Origin of the sequence: Allokutzneria multivorans (assembly GCF_039537405.1) — a bacterium.
GTDB classification, from domain to species: Bacteria; Actinomycetota; Actinomycetes; order Mycobacteriales; family Pseudonocardiaceae; genus Allokutzneria; species Allokutzneria multivorans.
Genome location: NZ_BAABAL010000005.1, coordinates 275,121 through 299,702, shown reverse-complemented (window position 1 = coordinate 299,702; position 24,582 = coordinate 275,121). Strand labels below are relative to the sequence as shown.

Sequence of the window (24,582 nt, the reverse complement as noted above, 5' to 3'; positions counted from 1 at the left end):
GGCCACCCCTGCTGTTCACAGTGCTGACACTCACTGCTGCCGTGGTGGTCGTGTGCGTGCTGGCGGTGTCGTTCGGGTCGGTGTGGCTACCCCTCGGTCACGTGTGGGGCATCCTCGCCGAACCGTTCGCGCCCTGGCTGGTGGACGTGACGTGGAGCCCGGTGCGCGCGTCGATCGTGTGGGATTCCCGCCTGCCCAGGGTCGCGATGGCGGTGGTGGTCGGCGCGGCTCTCGCACTGGCGGGAGCCATCGCGCAGATCGTCACGCGCAACCCCCTCGCCGACCCCTACCTCCTCGGTGTCTCACAGGGTGCCGGTCTCACGGCCTCACTGGTGATGGTGCTCGGGGTAGAGGTGCTGGGGATGGTCGCACTGCCACCGGTCGCCTTCGTCGGAGCGTTGGGAGTGCTGCTGGCGGTGCTCGCGATCTCGGGTCGCTCGGGCTCGGTCAGCGTTCTCGTGCTCGCCGGGCTCGCGGTGGGTCAGGTGTGCAGTGCTGGGCTGTCACTCGTGATCTTCTTGCAGGCCAAGGGAGATCAGGCCAAGCAGGTGTTGTTCTGGCTCGCGGGCGGCCTGGGCGACGCGAGGTGGGACGCGCTCGCGATCCCCTTCGTGGTGCTCGTTCTGGCCGTGCTGGGCGGCATCGTGGCGGGTCGGCGGATCAACCTGCTGCACGCGGAGGACGACGCCGCGACCGCGCTCGGCGTGAACCCCCGCCGCTTCAGGCTGGTGATGCTGATCGGAGTCTCGCTGCTGGCGGGCACTTCGGTCGCGGTCGCGGGCGGGATCGGCTTCGTGGGGCTGATCGTGCCGCACGTCGCGACGTTCCTCGTCGGCTCCGACGCGCGACGGCTGCTGCCGGTCTCCGCCTTGCTGGGCGCGGGTTTCCTGGTCGGAGCCGACCTGCTCGGCAGGTTGTTGGCCTCGCCGTCGGAACTGCCGGTCGGAGTGATCACGTCAGCCGTTGGCGGCCCGCTGTTCATCCTGATGCTGCTGCGGAATCGACGGAGGATGGGATGAGCCTTCGCGCTGATGGCCTCAGGGTGCGTCTGGGCGGACGGTTCGTGGTCGACGGTGTCGATCTCGCGGTCACGCCCGGCGAAGTGCTCGGACTGGTCGGCCCCAACGGCAGCGGCAAGACGACGTTGCTGCGAACCCTCTACCGCGCGGTTACTCCTGCTTCCGGCAAAGTCTACATAGGACAGTCCTCTGTGGACGAGCTGCCGCGCAGGGAACTCGCGCGGAGGTTGGCGGCGAGCACCCAGGAGCCGGAGCACGCGGCCTCGCTCACGGTGACCGAGGTCGTCGAGCAGGGACGTGTGTGCCATCGCGGTTGGCTGGAGGCGATGCGGGCCGAGGACAGCGAAGCGGTGGAGTCGGCGATCCGCGCGGCGGGGCTGGCCGAACTGCGCGATCGGGATGTCCGAACGCTTTCCGGTGGAGAGCGGCAGCGGGTCTCGATCGCGCGCGCATTGGCTGTGCGACCAGAAGTTCTGGTGCTGGACGAGCCGACGAACCACCTCGACCTCCGGCACCAGCTCGGAGTGCTCGGCCTGCTGCGGGAGTTGGCGGACGAAGGGCTCGCGGTTCTCCTGACACTGCACGACCTGCGGCTCGCGGTGTCCTACTGCGATCGGATCGCCGTGCTGGACGAGGGGAATCTGGTCGCGTCCGGCACTCCGGCCGAGGTGCTGGACGAGCGGTTGCTCGCCGACGTGTTCGGGGTTCGCGGTTGCGTGCGCGGGTCCACATTGGACATTGAGGGGCCCGTGTGAAGGAGCTGTTCGCGGCATGCTGTCCAGAGGCTGAGGTGATCGTGGGGGAGCCTCCGGCCGATGCGATCAGGTGCACTGACCTGATCTCCAAGCCTGAGGTGTTGCGGTCACTCGTCGACGTCGAGGAACGGTCGAGCGGACACATCCTCCGTGCGTCGGCGGCTCGTACTTTCCTTTCCTGCTATGCGATTCGCGTGCTTCAGGTGACTGTCATGCCCACGGTCATCGGTGCTGTGCTCGTGCACCCGGATGGCGTTTCGATCCGTGGCGACGGGCATGGCTTCAGCATCGTTTACGTTGAGCCGCAGGCTGTTCAGCCCATCGACGATTCGGTGCGCGGCTTGGTGATCGTGGCTCAAAGGGTGTTGGAAGGGCACATGCGCGCGCTCGCGGAGAGCTTGTCCGTCGAGCCGGGGTGCGCGTGGAGTCCGGTGGCGGGACAGATCGGTTTCGGGCTCGGCACCGCGATGGCCCGTGCCCGCGCGCCGAAGGAAAAGCTGCTGGAAGCACACCGGGAACTCGTCGCGCACGTGCCCTGGCTCGCTCACACCGGGCGGCTGGTCGAATCGACGGCGGGGGACAAGCTGGTCTTCCTGAGGTCGAAGTGCTGCCTGTGGTGGACCATTCCGGTGGAGGACGAGTGCCGCAGCTGCCCACGTCGGAGTGACGAGGAAAGGCTCGCCCGATAAACCAGTTGCCCAGCCGGGACAGCTGGTGCACCGTGGTGCGAGTGTCCGTTCTGGTAGCGCGCGGTCTTTCGCTGTCATTCGGTCCGAGAACCGTTCTCGCGGAGGTAGATCTCGATGTCGCTGCTGGTGATCGCGTAGGGCTCATCGCCCCGAACGGAGTCGGCAAGTCCACGCTGCTGCGCGTGCTCGCCGGGGAACTCCCGCCCGACGAAGGCACTGTACGCACCCATCCGCCCAGCGCCACGGTCGCGTACTTGACGCAGGAAACCGATCTGCGCCAAGGGGAATCTCTGCGCGACCACCTCGCGCGGCGGACCGGCATCGGCCACGCGGAGCGCGAGTTGCAGCGCACCGCCGAGCTGCTCGCGGACGACCCGTCCGGCTCCGAGTACGCGGATGCGTTCGACCACTGGACAACCGTGGGCGCGGCCGACTTCGACGAGCGCGCCGACGGGGTGTGCGAACGGCTGGGCTTGCCCGCCGACCTGCTGGACGGGCGCGGCGCCGACCAACTCTCCGGCGGGCAGGCCGCGCGGTTGCGGTTGGCGTCGGTGTTGTTGGTGCGCGCCGACGCGATCCTGTTGGACGAGCCCACGAACGACCTGGACACCAGCGGCCTGGAGCTGCTCGAACAGCACGTGGTGGACAGCCGGGCGGCGATCGTGCTGGTCAGCCACGACCGCGAGTTCCTCGCCCGGACCGTCACCACGATCGCCGAGCTGGACGAGTTCTCCCACCGCCTCAAGCTCTTCAGCGGTGGCTGGGAGTCCTATGTGGACGAACGGCTGAACGAGGAGCGGCACGCGCGCGAGGCCTACGAGCAGTACGCGACCAAGCGCGACAACCTGGTCCAGCGCTCGCGCAGAGCGAAGGAGTGGTCCCGCACCGGGATCAGGCGTGCGACGAGCGCGAAGGCGATGAACGACGAGCCCGACCGCAACGTCAGGGCGGGCAAGAAGCAGGGCGCGCAGTACGTCGCGGCCAAGGCCACCCTCGCTGAGCGCCAACTGGACCGGCTGGAGGAGGTCGACGAGCCGCGCGAGGCCTGGGAACTGAGGTTGGCACTGCCTTCCGCCGGGCGCGGGAGCGACGTCGTGTTCACCTTGCGCCAGGCCGTCATGCGACGTGGTGACGTCACGCTCGGCCCGGTCGACCTGGCCATCGGCGCCGGCGAGCGGTGGCGCGTCGTCGGGCCCAACGGCTCGGGGAAGTCCACGTTGATCGCGGCGCTGCTCGGCCGCCTCCCGCTCGTCTCGGGTGCCCGCAGTGCCGGGGCGAACGTGGTGGTCGGCGAGGTCGACCAGCTCCGCACCGCCTTCGCCACCGACGAGTCGACGCTGGCCGTGGTCGCCGCAGCGGCCGGACTATCCACAGTGGATTCACGAACGCTGCTCGCGAAGTTCCGGGTTGGGGCGGATGCCGTACTCCGTCCGGCCCGCACACTGTCGCCGGGAGAACGTACCCGTGCGGGCCTTGCGGTCCTCCAAGCGCGCGGAACCACGTGCCTGGTGCTGGACGAGCCGACCAACCACCTCGACCTGCCCGCGATCGAACAACTGGAGCAGGCGCTCGCCGAGTACCCGGGCGCGCTCATCCTCGTCACCCACGACCGCAGACTGGCCACCCGCATCACCACCGACCACACCCTGGACGTCACCGACCTGCGTGCGCGCTGAATGACTCATTGAGGTACTTCAGCGTCCCGAATGACTCATTCAGCTACCTCAACTCCCTGAATGAGTCATTCAGGGAGTTCGGCGGCGCGATGTGGCGTTGAGGTGCGCTCAGGCGCCGAGTGGCCAGGTGTGCACGGGGTCGCCCACGTGCATCAGCTCGATGTAGCTCTGCAGCATGCCGGTGATCGCGGCGTCCCGGCTGAGGCCGCGTTCCTCAAGGCGCGCAACGGTTTCACGTTGCCACGACGCCCCGGTCCGGCGAGTCACGCAGCGCTGCTCGATGATGCCCAGGTAGCGCTCGCGGGCCTCGTCGGAGACGCCGCAGGCACGCAGGCCCTCGTGCGCCATCGGCAGCAGCCGCCGCAGCACCAGCTCGTCCGGAGGGATCCAGCCGATGCCCGGCCAGTACAGCTGGGCCTGCATGGCGTGCCTGGCACCCGCGTAGAAGTTCTCCTCGGCCGCCTGGAAGGACATCTGGCTCCAGATGGGCCTCTCCTGCTCGCACAACGCTCGCTGCGCCCCGTAGAAGAACGCCGCGTTGGCCAGCACGTCCACCACGGTGGGCCCTGCGGGCAGCACGCGGTTCTCCACGCGCAGGTGCGGAACGCCGTCAACGATGTCGTAGACCGGCCGGTTCCACCGCCAGATGGTGCCGTTGTGCAGCCGGAGCTCGCCGAGCTGCGGTGCCCTGCCGGCCTCGATCGCCTCCAGCGGGTCCTCGTCCTCGGTCTCCGGGAGCAGCGCGGGGAAGTAGCGCGCGTTCTCCTCGAACAGGTCGAATATCGAGGTGATCCACCGCTCGCCGAACCACACCCTCGGCCGGACGCCCTGGTTCTTCAGCTCCTGCGGCCTGGTGTCGGTGGCCTGCTCGAACATGGGGATGCGGGTCTCCTGCCACAGCGCCTTGCCGAGCAGGAACGGGGAGTTCGCCGCGAGCGCGACCTGCACGCCCGCGAGGCACTGGGCCGCGTTCCAGTGCGCGGCGAAGTCGTCGGGGTCGACCTGCAGGTGCAGCTGCACCGACGTGCACGAGGACTCCGGCAGGATCGAGTCCGCGTAGCTGCGCAGCCGCTCGCCAGGACGGCCGGGCATCGGAACGCCCTCCATGTCCAGCAGCATGTCCTCGCCGCGCTCGTCGAGGATCTGCCGGTTGAGCACGCCGTAGCGCGGGTTGCTGGACAGGAACCGCCGGTCGAAGTGCTCGGCGCGCAAGGTCGGCAGCATCCCGACCATCACCATCCTGGCGCCCGCGTCGTGGGCCTTGCTGTCCGCGCTGTCCAGGACCGCGCGCAGCTCGTTCTCCAGTTCCAGCGCCTCGTCCCCGGCGAGGGGTCGCGGCGGGACGTTGATCTCCAGGTTGTACTGGCCGAGTTCGGTGGTGAACAGCGGGTCGGAGATCTTCTCCAGCACCACCGCGTTCAGCATCGCCGGGTTGAGCGCCTGGTCCACCAGGTTCAGCTCGATCTCCAGGCCCATCTGCTGGCGGGGGAAGGAGAAGTGGTTCTCGGCGAGCATCCGGGCGAGCGCGTCCAGGCACCGCTGGACCTTCTCCCGGTAACGCTGCCGGTCCTCCCTGCTGAACGTCCGTTCCGACACGTCCCTACCCATGCCGCCCTCCCGTGCGGTCGGCTGGTTTCCGAGGGGCACACCAGCGGCAAAGCGAACGACCACCGTCGCATAGCGGTTCCCCCGTCACCAGCGGCCAAACCGGTGCTCTCTGTCACATCGACATGACCTTGTGTGACAAAGTCCTGGTCAAGGAAGTGCAAAGCGCAGATTGTTACTGGACGGTGTAGTCCAGGATCTGAGAACGGCACAATGTCGCAGGTGGCGAACGTGATCACCATCGACGACCCGGCCGACCCGAGGCTGGCCGACTTCCGCGACCTGTCCACGGCCGACCGCCGCCCCGACCGGCCGGGCGGCAGGGGGCTGGTGATCGCCGAGGGCGTGGTGGTGGTCGAGCGGCTGCTCTCCTCGCCCTTCCCGGTTCGCGCGCTGCTCGGGGTCGCGCGGCGGATCGAGGCGCTGGGGGACCAGCTCGCGTCGCTGGACGCGCCCGCCTACGTCACCACGGCCGAGATCATGGCGGAGGTGGTCGGTTTCCACCTCAACCGCGGGGTTCTGGCCAGCGCCGACCGCGCCGTGCAGCCGCCGGTCGCCGACCTCGTCGCGCGCTCGCGCAGGCTCGCCGTGCTGGAGGGCGTCGGCGACCACGAGAACCTGGGATCGTTGTTCCGCAACGCCGCCGCGCTCGGCCTCGACGGGCTGCTGCTCGGCCCCGGGTGCTCCGACCCGCTGTACCGGCGCAGCGTCCGAGTGTCCATGGGGCACGTGCTGCGGGTGCCCTTCGCCTCCCTCGACGACCTGCCCGGCGGGCTGGACCTGTTGCGGGAGAACGGGTTCAAGGTCGCCGCGCTCACGCCTCGCGCGGACTCCGTCCCGCTCTCCGCCGCGCGGCTGCACACGGGCAAGGCCGCGCTGCTGCTCGGCTCGGAGGGGCCGGGGCTGACCGAGGAGGCCATCGCCGCCGCCGACGTCGCCGTCCGCATCCCGATGTACGGCGGCGTCGACTCGCTCAACGTCGCCACCGCCGCCGCGATCGCCTTCTACGCCGTCGGAATCCAAGACACGTCAAGGGAAACTGACCCGTGCTCCTGAGCGCCCGGTAGGTCCCCGCAGCGGTGGCGTTCACCCGAAAGGCCCTAAGATCCTCTGCCGTGGAGCTGCGCGCGCACGAGGGGCGAGCGATCCTCGTCCGAGCGGGCGAGGGACGTGCGCTGGACCCTGCCGACCTCGCGCTGCCCGCCGCCCTGGTCTCGGCCCTGCACGAGTGGGCCTCCGTCGCGCGCCAGGTTTCCCCGCCGCCGCACGGGGATGACGGCCCGGCACTGGAGTTGATCACCCACCGCGGCCGCCTGCTCGCCGGGCGGGTCGCGGCGCTGCTGGGCACCACGGTCCGCTACCGCGACCCGATCGGTGGGCGCACCGAGAGCGTCGACGTCCCTCGCGCGCGCCTCGCGGTCCCGCCGCCCCCGGTGCCGATCGGCGAACCGACCCCGTGGGCGACGGGCCTGACCGTGAGCCTCTTCGTCGCCGTGCTCGTGCTCTGCGTGATCATCGCGCTGTCCAGCGGCTTGGCCGAGGCGAGCCCGTGGTTTGCCCTCGGCGCCAACGTGCTGATCGCCGCGGGGCTCGCGCCCTCGCTGTGGCTGTCCAAGGCGGTCCCGGTCTGGAGGTGGGTCGCGCTCGGCGCCACGGCCGGACTGCTCTCCGCCTGGCTCGCCCTGACCCTCGCCCTGCTGCTCGGGTAGTGGTGTCTTCAAGACCACCGAACCCGCCTGTCGATCATCGTTAACCGCGCCCTACTTCGGCGCGGTGGCGGGTTTGTCGCCGTTGAAGACCACCGGGGCGGGGGTTTGTTGGTCTTGAAGACCAGCGAACCCGGCGGCGCGCTAAGCCAGTGACGCCGTCCAAGCGGAGTGCAGCGAGGCGAACTCCCCGCCGCGGCCGAGCAGTTCCTCCGGCGAGCCGTCCTCGGTGATCCCACCGCGCTCCATCACGAGCACGCGGTCCGCGATCAGCACCGTGGACAGCCGGTGCGCGATGATCACCGCGGTCCGGTCGCGGAGCACGGTCTCCAACGCCTCCTGCACGGCCCGCTCCGTCGGAATGTCCAAGCTGGACGTTGCTTCGTCGAGGATGAGCACCGCCGGGTCCGCGAGGAACGCCCTGGCGAACGCGACGAGCTGCCGCTGCCCCGAGGAGAGGCGGCTGCCGTGCTTGTTCACGTCAGTGTCGTAGCCCTCGGGTAAGGTCGAGATGAAGCTGTGCGCGCCGACCGCACTCGCCGCCGCCTCGATCTCCGAGCGCTCCGCCGAGGGTTTGCCCAGCGCGATGTTCTCCGCGACGGAGCCGGTGAACAGGAACGATTCCTGCGTCACCATCACCACCGCGCGCCGGAGGTCCTCATCGCTGAGCTCGCGCAGGTCGACGCCATCGAGGGAGACCACGCCCGCCTCCGGGTCGTAGAACCTGGCGAACAGTTTGACGAGCGAGGACTTCCCGGCCCCCGTCGCGCCGACCACCGCGAGCGTCTGCCCTGCGGGCACCCGGAGGTCCATGCCGGACAACACGATCGGCGTCTCGTCGGAGTACCGGAAGGACACCGCCGACATGCGCAGCTCACCGCGCGCGGAGGGCAGCGGCGTCGGCCGCGCGGGCTCGGGGACGCCGGGCTCCTGGGCGAGCACGCCGGAGATCTTCTCCAGCGCCGCGTTGGCGGAGGCGTAGGTGTTGAGGAAGGCGCCGAGCTGCTCCAGCGGGTCGTAGAACAGGCGCACGTAGATCAGGAACGCCGCGAGCACGCCGACCGCGAGGCTCTCCGTCGACACCAGCCACGCGCCGACCGCGAGCACGATCACGAAGGACAGCGAGCCGACGAGGCGCAGCGTGATCAGGTACACGCCGAGCACCCACGTCGCGCGGTTCTGCGCGACGCGGTAGCCGTCGTTGTGCTCGTCGAGGACCTTCGCGTTCGCCTCCTCGCGCCGGTAGGCCTGCACCGCGCGGATGCCCGTCATCGTCTCGGTGAACTGCGTGATCACCTTGGCGATCTCGGTCCTGGTGCGGCGGTAGCAGACGGCGGAGGCCTTGCGGAAGGCCAGCGTCGCCAGGACCAGCGGCACGAAGCCGGCGAGCACGATCAGCGCCAGCCGGTGGTCCAGCGACAGCATCAGCACGGTCACGCCGATCACCGTCAGCGCCGAGGAGATCAGCCCGTCGAGGCCCTCGTCGATCAGGTCGCTGAGCGTGTCGATGTCGCTGGTGGCGCGCGCGATCATCTTGCCGGAGGTGTAGGACTGGTGGAAGGACAGCGAGAGCCGCTGCGAGTGGGTGAACAGCTTGCCGCGCAGGTCGATCAGCACGTCCTGGCCGACCCGCCCGGACGTCATCAGGAAGCCCCACCGCAGCCCGGCGGTGAGCAGGGAGCTGGCCGCGTAGCCCGCGACGAACCACGCGATCGGCGTCGGATTCCCCTTCACCGCGGCGGGAACTCCGATGTCGAGCGCGCCGGCGATCAGCAGCGGGCCCGCGAGGTGCGCCGCGTTCTCCGCCAGCACCAACACCATCGCGATGATCGCCCTCGCCCGGTGCGGCCGGAGCAGCGAGCCGAGCAGCTTGCGCGCGCGGCCCGGCTCGGCCTCGATCTCCAGTGGGCGCGTCATCGCGCGGTCACCTCCAGGTTTTCGTCCACTGTGGACAGAAGAGTGCGGTAGAAGGTCGAGGAGTCGAGCAGCTCGCGGTGCGTCCCCGTCGCCACGATGCGCCCCTCGTGCAGCACGGCGACGCGGTCCGCGAGCTGCACGGTGCTCGGCCGGTGGGCCACCACGAGCGCGGTGACGCCGTGCAGCACGCGGCGCAGCGCCTGCTCGACCTCGGCCTCGGTGTGCACGTCCAGCGCGGACAACGGATCGTCGAGCACGAGCACCGACGGCCGGCCGATCACCGCGCGCGCCAGTGCGAGCCGCTGCCGCTGACCGCCGGACAGCGACAACCCCTGCTCGCCGATCGGCGTGTCCAGGCCCTGCGGCAGCGCGTCGACGAAGTCCTCCGCGTTCGCCACCCGCAGCGCCTCGCGGACCTCCTCCTCGGTCGTCGGCCGGTCGGTGCCCATGGCCACGTTCTCCCGCACGGTCGCGGAGAACAGCACGGCCTCCTCGAAGGCCACCGCGACCCGCCCGCGCAGATCGTGCAGCGCGAGCGTGCGGATGTCCTTGCCGTCCAACGTGATCCGCCCGGCGGAGACGTCGTAGAAGCGTGGCACCAAGGAGGTCAGCGTGGTCTTGCCGCAGCCGGTCGCGCCGACGAGGGCGACGGTCTCACCCGGGCTCAACGTCAAGTCCACTGTGGACAGAACATCGGTTTCCGCGCCGGGGTAACGCATGCGCACGCCCTCGAAGCGGACCTCGCCGCGCACCGGGTTCGGCAGCCGCTCGGGGTGAGCGGGGTCGGTCACGCTCGGCGCCGTGTCCGCGACCTCGCCGAAGCGCTCGCACGCCGCGGCGGCGGAGTTCATCTCGGCGAGGAACCACCCCAGCGACTCCACCGGCCACGTGAGGAAGGTGGTGAGGGTGACCGCGGCGACCAGGGTGCCCAGCGTGATGCTGCCGGTGGCGATGCCGTGAGCGCCGACGCCGAGCTGCGCGGCGATCGCCAGGCCGGGCAGCGCGATGATCACCGCCCAGATGAGCGCGAGCACGGCGAGCTTGCGCAGACCCGACTCCCGGAGGTCGGCGGCCTGCCTGAGGTAGTGCGCGCGCAGGTGCTTGCCCCTGCCGAACGCCTTGAGCACCCGCACGCCCAGCACGGACTCCTCGACCGTGGTGGCGAGGTCACCGGCCTGGTCCTGCGCCCGCCTGGCCACCACGCGGTAGCGGGTCTCGTAGAAGTAGCTGCTCACCACCAGCGGCAGCAGGCACACCGTCACGACGAGGCCGAGCAGCGGCGCGAGCGTGTACATGATCACCAGGCCCACGACGATGGTGGTGGAGTTGATCACGAGGTAGATCAGCGTGAAGGTCATGAAGCGGCGGATGGTCGCCACGTCGTCGACGCCGCGCGAGAGCAGCTGCCCGGACTGCCAGCAGTCGTGGAAGCCCAGCGGCAGGCGTTGCAGGTGCGCGTAGAGCGCCGCGCGCATCCCCGCCTCGGCCCGGTTGTTCGGCGGGGCGGAGAGCTGCCGCCGCGCGAACAGCAGTCCGGCCTCGGCCAGCCCGAGCCCGAACACGAGCAGCACCAGCCAGATCAGGCCGGGGACGTCCCCGGTGCGCACCGGCCCGTCGATGATCTTCTGCGTCACCAGCGGGATGGTCAGCCCCGCCATCATGGCGCCGAGCGCGCAGATCCCCGCCACGAGAAGGGGGAGCCGGGACGCTCGGTAGTAGGGAATCAGCCTTCGCAGTTCTTTCAGTGTCGATCCCCGGTCGCTCACCGGAACATCCCCCTAGCGTCTGGCCCGAGCCAGCGACGCTACGACGACCGGAGGTGTGTGGTCATCTGGTTTTCCGCCGACCGCGCGCGTGCGACAGCGCTATTCCGGAGGCGCGATCACTAGCCGCACGTGCGTATTCGGGTCGATTTCCGCGTGTTCGCGCGGGTGCGTTCAGCCGAGATCGCGATCATCCGAACGGGCAGTTCGACGGGCCGACTACTAGAGCGGGGTGCTTTCGCGCAATACCTCACCGGGGCATGCAGAAGTAGACCTCCAGTCGGAGGCGCGAGCGCGGCTCGTGCGGTGAACTGGTGGTGACGTTTCCATAACGGCAGCAGAAGGTGAGTGAGTCGGTGTTCGCACAACGAGCCATGCCGGTGTTGTTGCCGCCGATCCCGGCGGACCGAGAGCTGTGGTCCACCCTCACAGCCTTGTTCGGGCAGGTCGAGGCGGCGCTGGAACGCGCGCTGCAACGCGGCTACGGCCTGAGCCTGTCGGAGTACCGCGCGGTGTGCGCCCTCGCCGAGAGCGACCTGGGCTACCTGCGGATGCAGGACCTCGCCGACGCCGTCGGGCTCAACCAGAGCTCGATCAGCCGACTCGTCGCGCGGCTGGAGCGGGCCGGGCTGACCACCCGCAAGCTCTGCGAGACCGACCGCAGGGGCGTGTGCACCGAGGTCACCGAGCGCGGCAGGTCGGTGTGCGAGCGCGCCGTGCTCACCTACGAGGTGGTGCTGACCGCGGAACTGGACCGCGCCGCCGCCGAACCGCGCTTCTCCGCGATGGTCGACCGCATCCGCGGCTGACCTGCCACGACAACGACGACAACGACAGGGCCCCCGCCGGGAGATCCGACAGGGGCCCTGGTGCCGTGACGTGGTGCGGCTAGCCGCGCTGCGAGCGGACGCCGAGCAGGACGTCCTCCCACGAGGGGACGATCGGGTGGTTCTTCCTGCCACCCTTGCGGGCGGCGGGCTCGGCGCGCCGGTCGGCCTCGGGCTGCTGCTCCTCGACCTCGGTGCTGACCGCCTGCTCCGGCTCGCCGGCCTCGGCGGCCGGACCCGGGTCCATCTCCGCCGGGAGCGGTTCCGGCTGGTAGCGACCGTGCCCGGTCGGCTCCTGCGGTGCGGCGGGAACCTGCTCCGGTTCGACGGCGGGCGGCAGCAGCGACTGCTCCAGCGGGCCGTGCGACTCGTCCAGCTCCAGCGCCTGCCGGGCCAGCTGGGTCACCGGCCGCACCGTGCGCAGCGAGCGGTTCGGTGTCGGGTCGATCAGGTCGGCGGCGTGCTCGTCCAGCGGCGTGACTGTGCCGCCGTGCGCCCCGGGGTGGAAGATCCAGTGCGCGCGGATGTCCGAGCGGCCCGCCCGCCACAGCAGCTGGACGACCCACTTGCCGTCCTCACCGCGCCAGGAGTCCCAGCTGCCCGACTCGTGGTCCTGACCGCGCAGGCTGAACGCGTGCGCGACGACCTCGCCGAGGGTCTGCACGTCGGGGCCGTCCTCGCGGACCGGGTGGGCGCGCTGGGCCAGCTCGGCCGTGCGCGAGCGCTCCAGCAGGACGGGGTAGGCGAAGCGCTCGACGCGCTGCGGGTCGATCCCCGCCGACGCGGCCAGCTGCTCGATGGACTCGCCACCGCGGATGCGGGCCTGGATCTCCCTCGGCCGCAGCTGGCTCTCCAGCTCGATCTGGGCCTGGCCCAGCTTGGGCAGGTCCCCTCGGGCGGCGGCGCGCAGCCGGTCGTCAGCGGGCAGCGTGAAGCGCTCACCACGTTCCGCGTCCTCCAGCACGACGGTCTGACCGTCCTCGCCGAGCCCGACGACTCGCAGCGCTCGCATCACTGCCTCCCCGATTTACTTCACCTCGCTAGAGGTCACGGTATGTCGGCGTGCCTACTTGACGGCGTAGGCGCGCCGACACTCATGTCTCTTCCCCATGCGATCTTGCCCGAAGCGCAAGGGGTTACGCATCTTTGATCTCGTGACGATACGAAGCCGAAACGGCCACACCGTGAACACTGTGTGATCACGATGTGGCCGTGGGCAACCGGTGGTGGATCAGCCGATCTGCTCGACGACCCAGTCGACGCAGCGGGTCAGCGCGGTCACGTCGTCCGGCTCGATGGCCGGGAACATGGCAACGCGCAGCTGGTTGCGGCCGAGCTTGCGGTACGGCTCCACGTCCACGATGCCGTTGGCGCGCAAGACCTTCGCCACGGTCGCGGCGTCGACGGAGTCCGCGAAGTCGATCGTGCCGACCACGTGCGAGCGGTTGCGCTCCTCGGTCACGAACGGGGTGGCGAACTGCGATGCCTCGGCCCAGCCGTACAGGCGCGAGGCGGAGTCGGCGGTACGCGCGGTGACCCAGTCCAACCCGCCGTTGCCGAGCATCCACTCGATCTGGTCGGCCAGCAGGAACAGCGTCGCCACCGACGGCGTGTTGTAGGTCTGCTCCTTCACGGAGTTGTCCAGCGCGGTGCTCAGCGACAGGAACTCCGGGATCCAGCGGTCCGACGCCGCGATCTCGGCGACCCGCTCCAGCGCCGCCGGGCTCATCAGCGACAGCCACAGGCCGCCGTCGGAGGCGAAGGACTTCTGCGGCGCGAAGTAGTAGACGTCGAAGTCCTCGGCCTTGACCGGGAGACCGCCCGCGCCGGAGGTGGCGTCGACCGCCACGAGCGCGCCCTCGCTGTTCGCGGGGCGGGTCACCGGCACCATCACGCCGGTGGAGGTCTCGTTGTGCGCCCAGCCGATGAGGTCGACGCCCTCGTGCGCGGTGATCTCCGGCGCGCTGCCGGGCTCCGCCTTCACCACGACCGGCTCACCGAGGAACGGCGCGCCCTTGGTCACGGTGGCGAACTTCGACGAGAACTCGCCGTAGGTGAAGTGCTGCGAGCGCTCGCGGACCAGGCCGAACGCGGCGGCGTCCCAGAAGGCGGTTGTGCCGCCGTTGCCCAGGACCACCTCGTAGCCCTCGGGGAGCGAGAACAGCTCGCGCAGCCCGGAGCGGACCCGGCCGACCAGCGCCTTCACCGGCTTCTGGCGGTGCGAGGTGCCCATCAGCGCGCCACCCTCGGAGGCGAGGCGGGCCAGCTGCTCTGGACGGATCTTGGACGGTCCACAGCCGAACCGGCCGTCCGAGGGCTTCAGCTCGGCGGGCAGCTTCAGGGTCGTGGGATCAGCCGTCTGGGTCATTACGGCGCCTCCGGAGGGCGGTCTCGTGGTCTGGAGTGACCCGGCGCCGTTGCCGGAGCCCTCAGTGTCGCAGCCCGATGACCTGCGTGTGACCACCGGGTGTCCATCCCCACGTCAGGAGCGTGTCGTCCGTTGTCCCTGGCCCGGGCCCGGCCTCACGGGTCCTCTGCCGCGTCGATGCCGAACTCGGCCGCGACGTCGTCGAGGCTGTGCCGTCGGCCGTCATCGGTGGCCGTCCGCACCAGTGCCAGGGCGAGTAGTCGCTGGTCCTCCGTGTCGTTTTCCATCACATGAGGTTCCTAGCCCTGACCTGGCTTCGAATCCAGTGACAGGGCGAAGTGGCGCAGGACTTCGGTGAAGTCGGGGGCGCGGTCCCAGTGCGCGGTGTGCCCGGCTCCGGCGAGGACGCGGACGGCGGCGTGCGGGGCCGCGGCGAGCAGGCGCCGCTCGGCGCGGCGGTTCACGCGGTCGTCGGCGCCGTTGAGGATCAGGGTGGGACCGCCGTAGGCGCGCAGAGCGGGCGTGTAGTCGACCCCGGCCAGCTCGCGCAGGATCTCCGGCCCGGCCTGCGGGCGAACGCCGACGGCGAGCACGGCGGCGGCGACCTCGCGACCGGCGTGCTTGGTGAAGCTGCGCGCGGCGACCTTGCGCACGGCGCGGTCGCCGACGATCCGGAAGACGAGGCTGAGCAGGGCGGCAGTGGCCCGCATCCGCAGACCGGCCACTCCGGTGTGGTCCCCGGAACCTCCGGAGACCACCAGTCCGGCGACGCGCTCCGGGTACTGCCCGGCGAAGCTCATCGCCACGTGCGCGCCGAGGGAGAGGCCGACCACCAGGGCGGGCCGCTCCAGTCGCACGCGCGCGACCTCGGCGACGGCGTCCTCCATCCGGAAGCGGCGGTCGGCGAGCGGGCCGTGGCCGGGCAGGTCGAGCGTGATGACGCGGAATTCCTTCTCCAGCGCCGCCACCTGGGACAGCCACATTTTCCGGTTCATGCTCGCGCCGTGCAGGAACACGATCGCGGGCGCGTCCTGCGGCCCGCTCGCCTCAATCGTCACGGAATGTGCTTCCCCGATTCCCGCTCGAAGAAAACCCAGTCAGTCCAGCAGGCCGTACTCCATCGCGGTGGTCACGGCGGCGGTCCGGTCGGAGACGTCGAGCTTGGTGAAAACGCGCAGGAGGTGTGTTTTCACGGTCGCCTCGCTGATGAACAGCTCCTTGCCGATCTCGCCGTTGCTGAGACCGCGCTTCACCTGGCGCAGCACCTCGACCTCGCGCGCGGACAGGCTCGGCACCTGACCGCCCCGGACCCGGCTGAACAGCTTCGCCGCGACCGAGGGCGTGAGCACGGTCTCGCCCCGGCCCGCCGCCCGGATCGCGTGCAGCAGGTCCACGCGCGAGGTGTCCTTCAACAGGTAGCCCGACGCGCCCGCCTCCACCGCCCGGAGGATGTCGCTGTCGGTCTCGTACGTCGTGAGGACGACGACCCTGCTGTCGGGGCACTCCGCGCGGATGCGCGCCGTCGCCGCGACACCGTCCCCGCCGGGCATCCGCAGGTCCATCAGCACGACCTGCGGTCTGTGCGCGAGCGTCATCGCCAGCGCCTCCGGTCCGGACGCCGCCTCCGCGACCACGTCCAGATCGGGCTCGGCGTTGAGCATCCCGCGAAGTCCTTCTCGCACAACGGGATGGTCGTCGACCAGGATGATCTTGATCAGGTCGTCGCTCATATCGGCACCGCCACCTTCACCACAGTTCCCTCACCGGGGGCGCTGCTCACGGCGAACGCGCCGCCCACCTGTTCCGTCCGTCCGCGCAGCCCCGGGAGTCCGAAGCCGGTCGGCTTGCTCTCGGGGTCGAAGCCCACTCCGTCGTCGGCGACCCGCAGCAGCACGGCTTCCTCGGTGAATTCCACGGACACCGCGACGGCACTCGCTCGCGCGTGCTTGCGCACGTTGTTCAGCGCCTCCTGCGTCGCGCGCAGCAGCATCACCTCGACGTCGGTGCCCAACCGCGTCGGCTCCCCGGAGACCACGCACTCCGCGGCGATCCCGAGGTCGTGGCCGACCCGCTCGACCAGCCTGCGGATCGCCTCGACCAGCGAGGAGTTCGCCAGCGGGGCCGGGGTGAGCGCGCCGACCAGTGCCCGCGCCTCGTCCAGATTCTCCCGCGCGGTGCGCACGGCGAGCCCGAGGTGCCGCCGAGCCAGCTCGGTGTCCCGCTCACTGTCCATTTCGGACTGCGCGGCCTGCACGAGGGTGACGATGCTGGTGAAGCCCTGCGCCAGGGTGTCGTGGATCTCCCCGGCCAGCCGCTCGCGCTCGGCGGAGACCCCGGCCTCGTGGGAGAGCCTGGCGACCTCCGCCCGCGAGCTCTCCAGCTGGTCGATCAGCCGCTCGCGCACGGCGTTCTCCTCGGCGATCCGGTCCAGCCAGAGCCCGAACGCCAACGCGTAGAAGGCGGTCATCAACGCGAAGATCCCGTACACCGCAATCGTCTGCCACGGCTCGCCCTCGACGACGAGCACCGCCATCGCGGTGAGGTCCAGCAGCAGGATCATCGTGATGGCCAGCCGCAACCGCACCGACAGGAACAGCTGCGGCCCGAGCACGAACAGGATCGAGCTCGCATCCAGCGACGCGGCGACGGCGGGCCCGTAGAGCACCATCACGCCGACGACGTAGACGATCCCGACCCACGGCGGCCCCTTGCGCCCGATCGAGGAGCGGCCGAAGAGGCAGTACCAGACACCGATCGCGCACAGCAGCGCGATCGCGCGCATCTTGTCGGTGTGAACGCTGTTGGGGGCCAACGAAACCGTGGTCAGCGTCAGCGCGAGGAAGGCGGCGAAGAAGGCGTCCCACATCGGGAAGACCCGCAGCCACGCGTTCTCCGACCAGCTCCGGCCATGCTCCGGCGCGGAGTCGTCGGTGGGCACGTGCCAGTGGCTGAGGGTGCCGAGGGCTTTGCCGACGCCTTCCCAGCGCCCGCGCTTCGGCGTCACGGGCGGACCCGGGAGCCGAGCGCGTCGTCCGCGCGACTGGGGCGCAGCGGACGGTCACGGCGCTCCGAGCGGGAGAGGCGCGCCGTCGTGGCCGCGCTCGCGCGGAGGAGCAGTCCCCCCTGATCCCCGCGCGAGCGCCCGGCCCGGTGCCCCCGGCCCCCGGATACCCCTCCGCCGCACCCGGGTGCGACGGCCGTGAACGGGGGAGCGGCCACGGCGTGGGCTGTGCCGAGGCGCTCCTTCCCGCTCATGACCCGATGGTGCCCTCGTGCGGTGCTCGCTCGCGACGAACGGGTGGTGGAACGCGGTGTCCACCGGCCGGTGGATGCGCTTGGCGTGCTCACCCGGACAGTCTGCGGGGTCAGACCGGGGTGATGCCGGACCAGCCCTCGATGGTCTCGGGGGAGCGCGGGGCCGGGCCGATGTACTCGGCGGAGGGCCGGACCAGCCTGCCGGTGCGCTTCTGCTCCAGGATGTGCGCGCACCAGCCCGCGGTCCTGGCGCAGGTGAACATCGCGTGCATCATGTGCGGCGGCACCTCGGCGAAGTCGAGCACCACGGCGGCCCAGAACTCCACGTTGGTCTCGATGGCCCGGTCCGGCCTGCGCTCGCGCAGCTCGGCGAGCGCGGCCCGCTCCAGCGCGGCGGCGGCCTCGAAGCGTTCGGCGCCGAGCTCCTGGCAAGTCCTGCGCAGCACCCTGGCCCGGGGGTCCTCCGCGCGGTAGACGCGGTGGCCGAAGCCCATCAGCCGTTCCTTGCGGTCGAGGATGTCGGCGACGACGCGGCGCGCGTCACCGGTCCGCTCGACGGCCTCGATCATCGGCAGCACCCGGGCCGGAGCGCCGCCGTGCAGCGGGCCGGACATGGCGCCGATCGCGCCGGACATCGCGGCGGCCACGTCCGCCCCGGTGGAGGCGATCACCCGCGCGGTGAACGTGGAGGCGTTGAGCCCGTGCTCGGCGGCGGAGACCCAGTAGGTGTCGATCGCCTTGACGTGCGCGGGATCGGGCTCGCCGCGCCAGCGCGTCATGAAGCGCTCGGTGATCGTCTGGCACTCGTCGATCCGGTACTGCGGGACGGCGGGAACGCCGATGCCGCGCGCGGACTGGGCCACGTAGGACAGCGCCATCACCGAAGCGCGGGCCAGTTCCTCGCGCGCGGTCTCCTCGGAGATGTCCAGCAGCGGGCGGTAGCCCCAGATCGGCGCGACCATCGCCAGCGCGGCCTGCACGTCGACGCGGACGTCGCCGGTGTGCACCGGGATGGGGAAGGGCTCGGCGGGCGGCAGGCCCGCGCCGAAGCGGCCGTCCACCAGCAGCGCCCACACGTCGCCGAAGGTGACCCGGCCCGCCAGCTCCTCGATGTCCACGCCCCGGTAGCGCAGCGCGCCGCCGTCGCGGTCCGGCTCCGCGATCTCGGTCCGGAAGGCGACAACGCCTTCGAGACCGGGCCGGAACCCGTTGTCGTGGCCCGCGTCCTGCACCGCGTTGTGCATCCGATCGCCTCCATCGCCCGCCGCTGCCGGCAAGGCTCATTAGTGGCCACCCGGACAGATTTACAAGGCGGCCTTCCATCTGTTTCGGTGCAGTAACCCTCCTCCCGCACACTCGGTGGCAGCAATCACCTCGTGCGGTGGCATGCATCACCGACCAGGCGGTTCCGCAAAGCCTTCCGAGGCCGTACGGTCCGCTCTCACGGGTTGTGTCGGTCGGCCAGCAATTCCCGGGAGGAACGTCATGCCGGACGCGGACGTGAACATCGCACTGCCAGCCATGAGGGTGTCCTACGAAGCGGGCGTGCTCGATGAGTCCTCGCTGGCGAACACCTGGCACGAGCAGCTGAAACTGTGGCTCGACGAGGCGATCGAGTTCAAGATCCCCGAGCCGAACGCGATGGTCCTGGCCACGGCCGACCGCGAGGGCCGCCCTTCCTCACGCACCGTGCTGCTGAAGGGTCTCGATGACCGGGGAGTGGTGTTCTTCACCAACTACACCTCGAACAAGAGTCACGATCTGTTGGCGACCCGCTATGCCTCCGCCACTTTCCCGTGGTTCTCCATGCAACGCCAGGTGAGCATTCGCGGCGGCGTGGAAAAGGTCGGCGCTGCGGAGACCGCGGAGTACTGGAACAGCCGTCCGCGCGGTTCCCAGCTGGGCGCGTGGGCTTCTCCGCAGTCGCGAGTGATCACCGGCAGGAACCCGCTCAACTCGGCGCTGAACTCGGTGCGCAGGCGTTTCGCCGACGCCGAGCGGATCCCGGTACCCCCGCACTGGGGCGGCTGGCGGATCCGGCCGGAGATCGTCGAGTTCTGGCAGGGCCGCGAGGACCGCATGCACGACCGGCTGCGCTTCCGCGACAACCGCGACGGCTGGAAGGTCGAGCGGCTCGCGCCCTGACCCCTCACTCGTTCACCACGTAGGAGAACGCGTCGCGCACCTGGTCGTCCGACGGGGTGACGTAGGACTGCAACGACTCGTTGATGTCCCTGCCGGGCACGAAGAACGGGCAGCTCGTCCCGCCGATCTCCACGGTGGTCTGGAAGACCTGCCTACCGGTTCGGAGCTCGTAGGCAGTCAGCGGGATCGCGATGGTGTGGAAGCTGATGTTCTCGCGCGCGTTCGTGGTCTGGTTGCGGTAGGCGCAGGTCTTGACGTGAGCGCCGTAGTCCTGCGCGCCCGCGCAGAGCACCAGCACGGCGTCGCTGACGTTCTTGGCGATCCACTCGGCCGGGAACTTGCTGGTGTAGGAGTGCATGCTGGTGCCGTAGACCAGTGAGCGGTTGACGCCCGGACCGTAGGGCGCTGCGCCGCTGTAGGCCGCGGGACGCGAGCAGTAGCTCTGCCCGAGTGAGCTGACGTACGCGAGCTCGATGGCCACGGCGGCTCGCTTGATCCCGTCCTGGGCGCGCGCGGTGAACTCGGTTCCGGGGTACTGGCTGAGCAACTGCTCGTACCGCGTCCGAGCCCTCGCCCAGCTCTGCGTGGCCATGAGCTGGTCACCGCAGCCGACCAGCGCGGCGGGCTCGACGCGGGCGACGGTGTGCGCGGAGCGGTCGGCCACGCTCCCGCTCAGCTTCATCGCGCGGAGCCCATCGGTGATCGAGAGGGTGTCGCACGGCTCCTTGGTCGGCAGACCGCCGAAGAATCCGTCGAGCACGACGTCGACCATCTGCTCGTGGCCGGGCAGGTCCCTGCGAACCATGGCCGAATCCTGGAAGCCCACCTTCATCGACTCGACGTCACCGGTGAGCGCGAGGGCGAACTTGTTCTTGGTCGCCCCGAGCTTCTGGCACGCGTGGACGGTGTCCTCGCCCTTGACGGTCATCGGGGCGTCGACGACGTGGTGGCCGAACCACATCCGGTCCAGCGCGGCCAGCGCCCGCGCGCAGTCGCCGCTGCCGCGGGCTTCGGAGACCGTGCTCCAGAGCATGGCGGAGTCGACCCGGAGCAGCCCCACGATCAGCAGCACCGGGACGGCGAAGCCGAGCGCGATGCCCCGCTCGCGGCGAACGCTGGTCCGCTGAGCACGTCCACCGGCCAGGCGCCACCCGTGCGCGATGAGGAACAGCCACCAGAGCAGCACGACGACCTCGAACCACGTCGAGCGGAAGAGCACGCCGAGCAGGACGACGAGCAGCACGGTGACGATCCCGGTGAAGACCGCGAGCTTGCGGCGACCGGCCAGCACGTAGCCGACACCGAGCAGGGAGGCGTTGCCGAGCGCGACGGCCAGCGGGTCGTGCGCCGGGGCTGGGGGAGCGGCCTGCTGCTGGAACTCCATGGCGGGTCCTCCGGGGTGGAGCGGGTGGGTCGCAGCCGATTGTCACGACGACCTCCGGGACGGGTCCCGGCGCCGGAAACCCGCCACGTGAGCCGGAATACGCTTTCTCCGCCGACGGTCGTTACCTACGCTCACAAGGTGGACGACAAGGCGGAATCACGGAGTCAGCAGCCAGGGACGATCGATCCGCCCGTCCGCAAGGGATGGCTGCGCCGGATCGTCATCGACACCGAGCCGCTGGGCATCCCGGACTTCCGCCGCCTGTGGCTGTCCGGCATCGTCACCGCCGTCGGCAGCCAGCTGGCCACCGTCGCGGTCCCCAAGCAGTTGTTCGACCTCACCGGTTCCTCCGCGTGGGTCGGCCTCGCCGGTGCCTTCGCCGTCGTCCCGCTGATCGTCTTCGGCCTGTGGGGCGGGGCCATCGCCGATGCGGTCGACCGCCGCAAGCTGCTTCTGGTGACAAACGTTGGCGTGGCCCTGACCTCGGTGTTGCTCTGGGCTCAGGCCGCCGTCGGGATGAACTCGCCGTGGGCCGTCCTGGTGCTGCTCGGTGTCCAGCAGGCGTTCTTCGCGGTGAACATGCCGACCCGCAGCGCGGTGCTCGCCCGGCTGGTCCCGCTGCGCCTGATGCCCTCCGCGCAGGCGCTGAACACGACCACGTTCTCCACCTCGGCGGTCTTCGGCCCGCTGCTCGCGGGAGTTCTGCTGCCGGTGCTCGGCGTCTCGACGCTGTTCCTGATCGACGCGATCGCGCTGACCGCGACGCTGTGGGCGGTCTTCCGGCTGCCCTCGATGCCGCCGCTCGGCGACTCGCCGTCGCGCCGGGCGGGGCTGCGCGAGGTGCTCGACGGCTTCCGCTACGTGGCGACCCGCAGCATCCTGCTGGCCTCGTTCCTGCTCGACATCATCGCGATGGTGGCGGGCATGCCGCGCGCGCTGTTCCCGGAGATGGCCGAGCGGACCTTCGGCGATCCGCCCGGCGGCGGCCCCGCGCTCGGCCTGCTCTACGCGGCGATCCCGTTGGGCGCGGCGCTGTGCGGGTTGTTCTCCGGCTGGTTCATGCGGGTCCAGCGGCACGGCGTGGCCATCGCGGTCTCGGTCGTGGCGTGGGGTGTGGCGATGGTCGGCTTCGGGCTCTCCGGCTCGGTCTGGTGGGCGACGGCCTTCCTGGCCTTCGGTGGAGCGGCCGACATGGTGTCCATGGCCTTCCGGGGCGCGATGCTCCAGGCCGCGGTCACCGACGACATGCGCGGCCGGATGCAGGGCATGTTCACCGTCGTGGTGGCGGGCGGTCCGCGCGTGGCCGACATGCTGCACGGAGCGGTCGGGGCTTCCGCGGGTGCGGGTGTCGCGGCTGCGGGCGGAGGAGTGCTCGTGGTGGTGCTGACCGTTGTCGCGGTCCTGTTCCTCCCGGCGTTCTGGCGCTACGTCGCGCCTAGCGGGGAGGCGTCAGGCCAGCGATGAGCGTGGCGGTCAACTCCGCCGCCAGTCTGCCGTCGGGGTCCAGGTCCGGGTCGAACACGGTCACCTCGACGCCGAGGCAGTTCGCAGCGCTGGTGAGGCCGGACAACAGCTCCGCCAGCTCCTCGTGCTCAAGGCCGCCCGGGTCCGGGCTGTCCACGGCGGGCATCACCGCCTCGTCGAGGATGTCGACGTCGAGGTGCACCCAGAACCCGTCCAGCCGGTCGAGCCGCCGCCGCGCCCACTTCGCGCTCTTCGCCGCGCCCGCCGACCTGATCGCGGCGGCCGTGCGCACGAGGATCTTGGTGCCCGCCAGCTCGTCCAGGTCCTCGTCGTCCTCGCGGATGCCCATCAGCACCACGTGCTCGTCGGCGAAGATCGGGCCGCGTCCGTCCACATTGGACAGGTCATCCTGGCCGCGCCCGGTGACCAGCGCGAGCGCTTCGCCAGCTGCCGCTCCGACGTACGGCGAGTTGCCGACGTGGCGGAAGTCGGAGTGCCCGTCCAGGTAGACCAGTCCGGCCCTGGGTACGTGGCGGCGCACGGCTTCCCCCGTGCCGAGAAGGATTCCGCAGTCACCGCCGAGCACGACCGGGAAGCGCCCCGCGTCGAGCAGCTCGCCGACGCGCGCGGCCAAGCGCTGCGCGTACTCGGCGATCAGCGGCGCGTGGAAGACGCCGTCGCCGGGCTCCCAGTCCTCCCGGTCGTAGCGCGGCGCGACGAGGTGTCCCGCGTCCTCCGCGTCCAGTCCGGCCAGCAGGCCCGCTTCGCGCAGCGCTCCCGGGGCCTTGGCGGTGCCGGGCACGGTTGCGGGCTTGGGCGGGCGCAGTCCCAGGTTCGACGGGGCGTCCAGCACGGCGACGGTCCTCATGAAACCACTGTAACAACAACAGTGGTTACTGGTGAACGGTCAGTCACTCGTCAGCGAGCCGCCGTCCGCACTCCGGCGCCCACCTCCACTCGCCTCCGGTTCCAGTGCGGGGCGGATGGGGTGAACCGGTCGCGAACCATATCGATAAGCGATACCATCGTTTTTCGATATGGCTCAGGAGGCACGGTGGCACAGAAGAACGACCCGCTGGACAACCCGGCCGAGCCCGCGGCGGCGATCGTCCGGGTGCTGTTGGTGCTGGTAGGGGTGGGCTACGCGGTCAGCATCCTGCTCGCGGTGTTCGGCATCGGCTCGTTCCACCCGTTCGGCTCGGACCAGCTCTGCGAGGAGAGCAGTGGCGTCATGCAGCGCTCCCTGGCGATGGACGGGCTGAGGCCGGGCACGGAAGCGCACGTGCTGGAGATCCGCTTCTGCGCCGAGCCCGTCACCGGTGAGCAGCGCGTGCTGTGGGGCGTCGCCAACCACCTCGGAACGTTGCTGAACATCGGGCTGCTGGTGTTCGCCTACCGGCTCGTCAGCGCGGTCCGGGACAGTGGGCTGCACACCGCGTTGACCGCGCGTCGGCTGCGGGTGCTGGGGTGGTTGCTGGTCCTCGGCTGCGCCGCGGCGAGCTTGATCGAGACCGCCGCGCGCAGTGCTTTCCTGAGCTCGGTCCTCGATCCCGCCCGCTACAGCCCGGCCTGGTACGCGCACTGGGAATTTCCTGTGTGGCCGCTCATCCTCGGTTGTGTGCTGCTGTCGCTGGCGAGGATCATCCGCATCGGCAGCGAGATGCAGAAGGACCTCGAAGGGACGGTGTAGATGTCGGCGGACTCCGAGTCGCACGGCGTCCGGGTGCATCTGGACCGGCTGCTGGCCGAGCGGGGGATGACGCTGACCGAGCTGGCCGAGCGCGTCGGCGTGACGGTGGTGAACCTGTCGGTGCTGAAGAACGGGCGCGCGCGGGCCATCCGCTTCAGCACGCTCACCCGGTTGTGCGAGGTCCTGGGCTGCCAGCCGGGTGATCTGCTCAGCAACGGTGGCGGAGATGAAGATCAATCGCGAAATAACCTTTTGAATTAGCTCGAAGAACAGATGGGCGCGGCTGACTTCTTGTACGGATAGTGACCAGGCACACTCT

At 70.3% G+C, this 24,582-nt stretch carries 23 protein-coding genes; 11 read left to right on the top strand and 12 right to left on the bottom strand.

Annotated features, from left to right (window positions below; translation table 11 throughout):
* The first annotated feature begins 20 nt into the window (after window positions 1–20).
* From ABD798_RS05385 to ABD798_RS05370, 4 genes are read left to right on the top strand one after another with little or no spacing between them, the layout of a single operon-like run.
* On the top strand, window positions 21–1,019 hold the full coding sequence (locus ABD798_RS05385; protein WP_344871391.1) for a FecCD family ABC transporter permease: 999 nt from the start codon (window positions 21–23) through the stop codon (window positions 1,017–1,019).
* Complete coding sequence (locus ABD798_RS05380; protein ID WP_344871390.1) at window positions 1,016–1,774, top strand: ABC transporter ATP-binding protein; 759 nt, start codon at window positions 1,016–1,018, stop codon at window positions 1,772–1,774. The genes ABD798_RS05385 and ABD798_RS05380 overlap by 4 nt, the downstream gene beginning before the upstream one ends.
* Complete coding sequence (locus tag ABD798_RS05375; protein WP_344871389.1) at window positions 1,771–2,463, top strand: hypothetical protein; 693 nt, start codon at window positions 1,771–1,773, stop codon at window positions 2,461–2,463. Before ABD798_RS05380 ends, ABD798_RS05375 begins: the two co-directional genes overlap by 4 nt.
* 41 nt (window positions 2,464–2,504) lie before the next feature.
* Window positions 2,505–4,139 carry an ABC-F family ATP-binding cassette domain-containing protein gene (locus ABD798_RS05370; RefSeq protein ID WP_425549161.1) on the top strand — a complete coding sequence of 545 codons (1,635 nt, stop codon included), beginning with the start codon at window positions 2,505–2,507 and terminating at the stop codon, window positions 4,137–4,139.
* A 108-nt stretch (window positions 4,140–4,247) separates the two neighbouring features.
* Here the strand turns inward: ABD798_RS05370 and ABD798_RS05365 are convergent, their stop codons facing one another.
* A complete protein-coding gene (locus tag ABD798_RS05365; protein WP_344871387.1) occupies window positions 4,248–5,747 on the bottom strand; it encodes a glutamate-cysteine ligase family protein in 1,500 nt (499 codons plus the stop codon).
* A 219-nt stretch (window positions 5,748–5,966) separates the two neighbouring features.
* On the opposite strand from ABD798_RS05365, the gene ABD798_RS05360 reads away from it, so the two are divergent.
* A complete protein-coding gene (locus tag ABD798_RS05360) occupies window positions 5,967–6,800 on the top strand; it encodes a TrmH family RNA methyltransferase (RefSeq protein ID WP_344871386.1) in 834 nt (277 codons plus the stop codon).
* Window positions 6,801–6,859: 59 nt separating this feature from the next.
* Complete coding sequence (locus ABD798_RS05355) at window positions 6,860–7,453, top strand: DUF2537 domain-containing protein (protein WP_344871385.1); 594 nt, start codon at window positions 6,860–6,862, stop codon at window positions 7,451–7,453.
* A gap of 141 nt (window positions 7,454–7,594) precedes the next feature.
* Here the strand turns inward: ABD798_RS05355 and ABD798_RS05350 are convergent, their stop codons facing one another.
* Window positions 7,595–9,367, bottom strand: coding sequence for an ABC transporter ATP-binding protein (locus tag ABD798_RS05350; protein ID WP_344871384.1), 1,773 nt, complete (start codon window positions 9,365–9,367; stop codon window positions 7,595–7,597).
* Window positions 9,364–11,133, bottom strand: a complete 1,770-nt coding sequence (locus tag ABD798_RS05345; protein ID WP_344871383.1) for an ABC transporter ATP-binding protein — start codon at window positions 11,131–11,133, stop codon at window positions 9,364–9,366. The genes ABD798_RS05350 and ABD798_RS05345 overlap by 4 nt, the downstream gene beginning before the upstream one ends.
* Window positions 11,134–11,486: 353 nt before the next feature.
* Here ABD798_RS05345 and ABD798_RS05340 point away from each other — a divergent pair, with 353 nt between their 5' ends.
* A complete protein-coding gene (locus ABD798_RS05340; RefSeq protein WP_344871382.1) occupies window positions 11,487–11,939 on the top strand; it encodes a MarR family winged helix-turn-helix transcriptional regulator in 453 nt (150 codons plus the stop codon).
* Window positions 11,940–12,018: 79 nt separating this feature from the next.
* On the opposite strand, the gene sepH is transcribed toward ABD798_RS05340, so the two are convergent.
* From sepH to ABD798_RS05305, 7 genes are all read right to left on the bottom strand, one after another.
* Window positions 12,019–12,969: a septation protein SepH gene (gene sepH, locus ABD798_RS05335; RefSeq protein ID WP_344871381.1), complete on the bottom strand. Its 951-nt coding sequence runs from the start codon at window positions 12,967–12,969 to the stop codon at window positions 12,019–12,021.
* A gap of 219 nt (window positions 12,970–13,188) precedes the next feature.
* On the bottom strand, window positions 13,189–14,325 hold the full coding sequence (gene serC / locus ABD798_RS05330) for a phosphoserine transaminase (protein WP_344871380.1): 1,137 nt from the start codon (window positions 14,323–14,325) through the stop codon (window positions 13,189–13,191).
* Between the two features lie 155 nt (window positions 14,326–14,480).
* A complete protein-coding gene (locus ABD798_RS05325) occupies window positions 14,481–14,612 on the bottom strand; it encodes a hypothetical protein (protein WP_344871379.1) in 132 nt (43 codons plus the stop codon).
* A 12-nt stretch (window positions 14,613–14,624) separates the two neighbouring features.
* Window positions 14,625–15,383: an alpha/beta fold hydrolase gene (locus ABD798_RS05320; protein ID WP_344871378.1), complete on the bottom strand. Its 759-nt coding sequence runs from the start codon at window positions 15,381–15,383 to the stop codon at window positions 14,625–14,627.
* 39 nt (window positions 15,384–15,422) lie between these two features.
* Window positions 15,423–16,043 carry a response regulator gene (locus ABD798_RS05315; protein WP_344872865.1) on the bottom strand — a complete coding sequence of 207 codons (621 nt, stop codon included), beginning with the start codon at window positions 16,041–16,043 and terminating at the stop codon, window positions 15,423–15,425.
* Between the two features lie 8 nt (window positions 16,044–16,051).
* A complete protein-coding gene (locus ABD798_RS05310; RefSeq protein WP_344871377.1) occupies window positions 16,052–17,329 on the bottom strand; it encodes a sensor histidine kinase in 1,278 nt (425 codons plus the stop codon).
* Between the two features lie 361 nt (window positions 17,330–17,690).
* Window positions 17,691–18,824, bottom strand: a complete 1,134-nt coding sequence (locus tag ABD798_RS05305; RefSeq protein ID WP_344871376.1) for a citrate synthase 2 — start codon at window positions 18,822–18,824, stop codon at window positions 17,691–17,693.
* 241 nt (window positions 18,825–19,065) lie between these two features.
* On the opposite strand from ABD798_RS05305, the gene pdxH reads away from it, so the two are divergent.
* A complete protein-coding gene (gene pdxH / locus ABD798_RS05300) occupies window positions 19,066–19,725 on the top strand; it encodes a pyridoxamine 5'-phosphate oxidase (RefSeq protein ID WP_344871375.1) in 660 nt (219 codons plus the stop codon).
* A gap of 4 nt (window positions 19,726–19,729) precedes the next feature.
* Here pdxH and ABD798_RS05295 read toward each other — a convergent pair whose 3' ends face one another.
* The gene (locus tag ABD798_RS05295) at window positions 19,730–21,109 is read right to left on the bottom strand and encodes a hypothetical protein (RefSeq protein ID WP_344871374.1); all 1,380 of its coding nucleotides are present in this window, start codon (window positions 21,107–21,109) and stop codon (window positions 19,730–19,732) included.
* A 180-nt stretch (window positions 21,110–21,289) separates the two neighbouring features.
* On the opposite strand from ABD798_RS05295, the gene ABD798_RS05290 reads away from it, so the two are divergent.
* Complete coding sequence (locus ABD798_RS05290; protein ID WP_425549186.1) at window positions 21,290–22,573, top strand: MFS transporter; 1,284 nt, start codon at window positions 21,290–21,292, stop codon at window positions 22,571–22,573.
* On the opposite strand, the gene ABD798_RS05285 is transcribed toward ABD798_RS05290, so the two are convergent.
* Window positions 22,545–23,441: an arginase family protein gene (locus ABD798_RS05285; protein WP_344871373.1), complete on the bottom strand. Its 897-nt coding sequence runs from the start codon at window positions 23,439–23,441 to the stop codon at window positions 22,545–22,547. The two genes, ABD798_RS05290 and ABD798_RS05285, sit on opposite strands and share 29 nt — an antisense overlap.
* A 186-nt stretch (window positions 23,442–23,627) precedes the next feature.
* Between ABD798_RS05285 and ABD798_RS05280 the strand changes: the two genes are divergently transcribed.
* Window positions 23,628–24,263 (top strand): DUF2975 domain-containing protein, encoded by a 636-nt coding sequence (locus tag ABD798_RS05280; protein WP_344871372.1) that lies wholly within the window; start codon window positions 23,628–23,630, stop codon window positions 24,261–24,263.
* Window positions 24,264–24,524: a helix-turn-helix domain-containing protein gene (locus ABD798_RS05275; protein ID WP_344871371.1), complete on the top strand. Its 261-nt coding sequence runs from the start codon at window positions 24,264–24,266 to the stop codon at window positions 24,522–24,524.
* The last annotated feature ends 58 nt before the right edge of the window (window positions 24,525–24,582 follow it).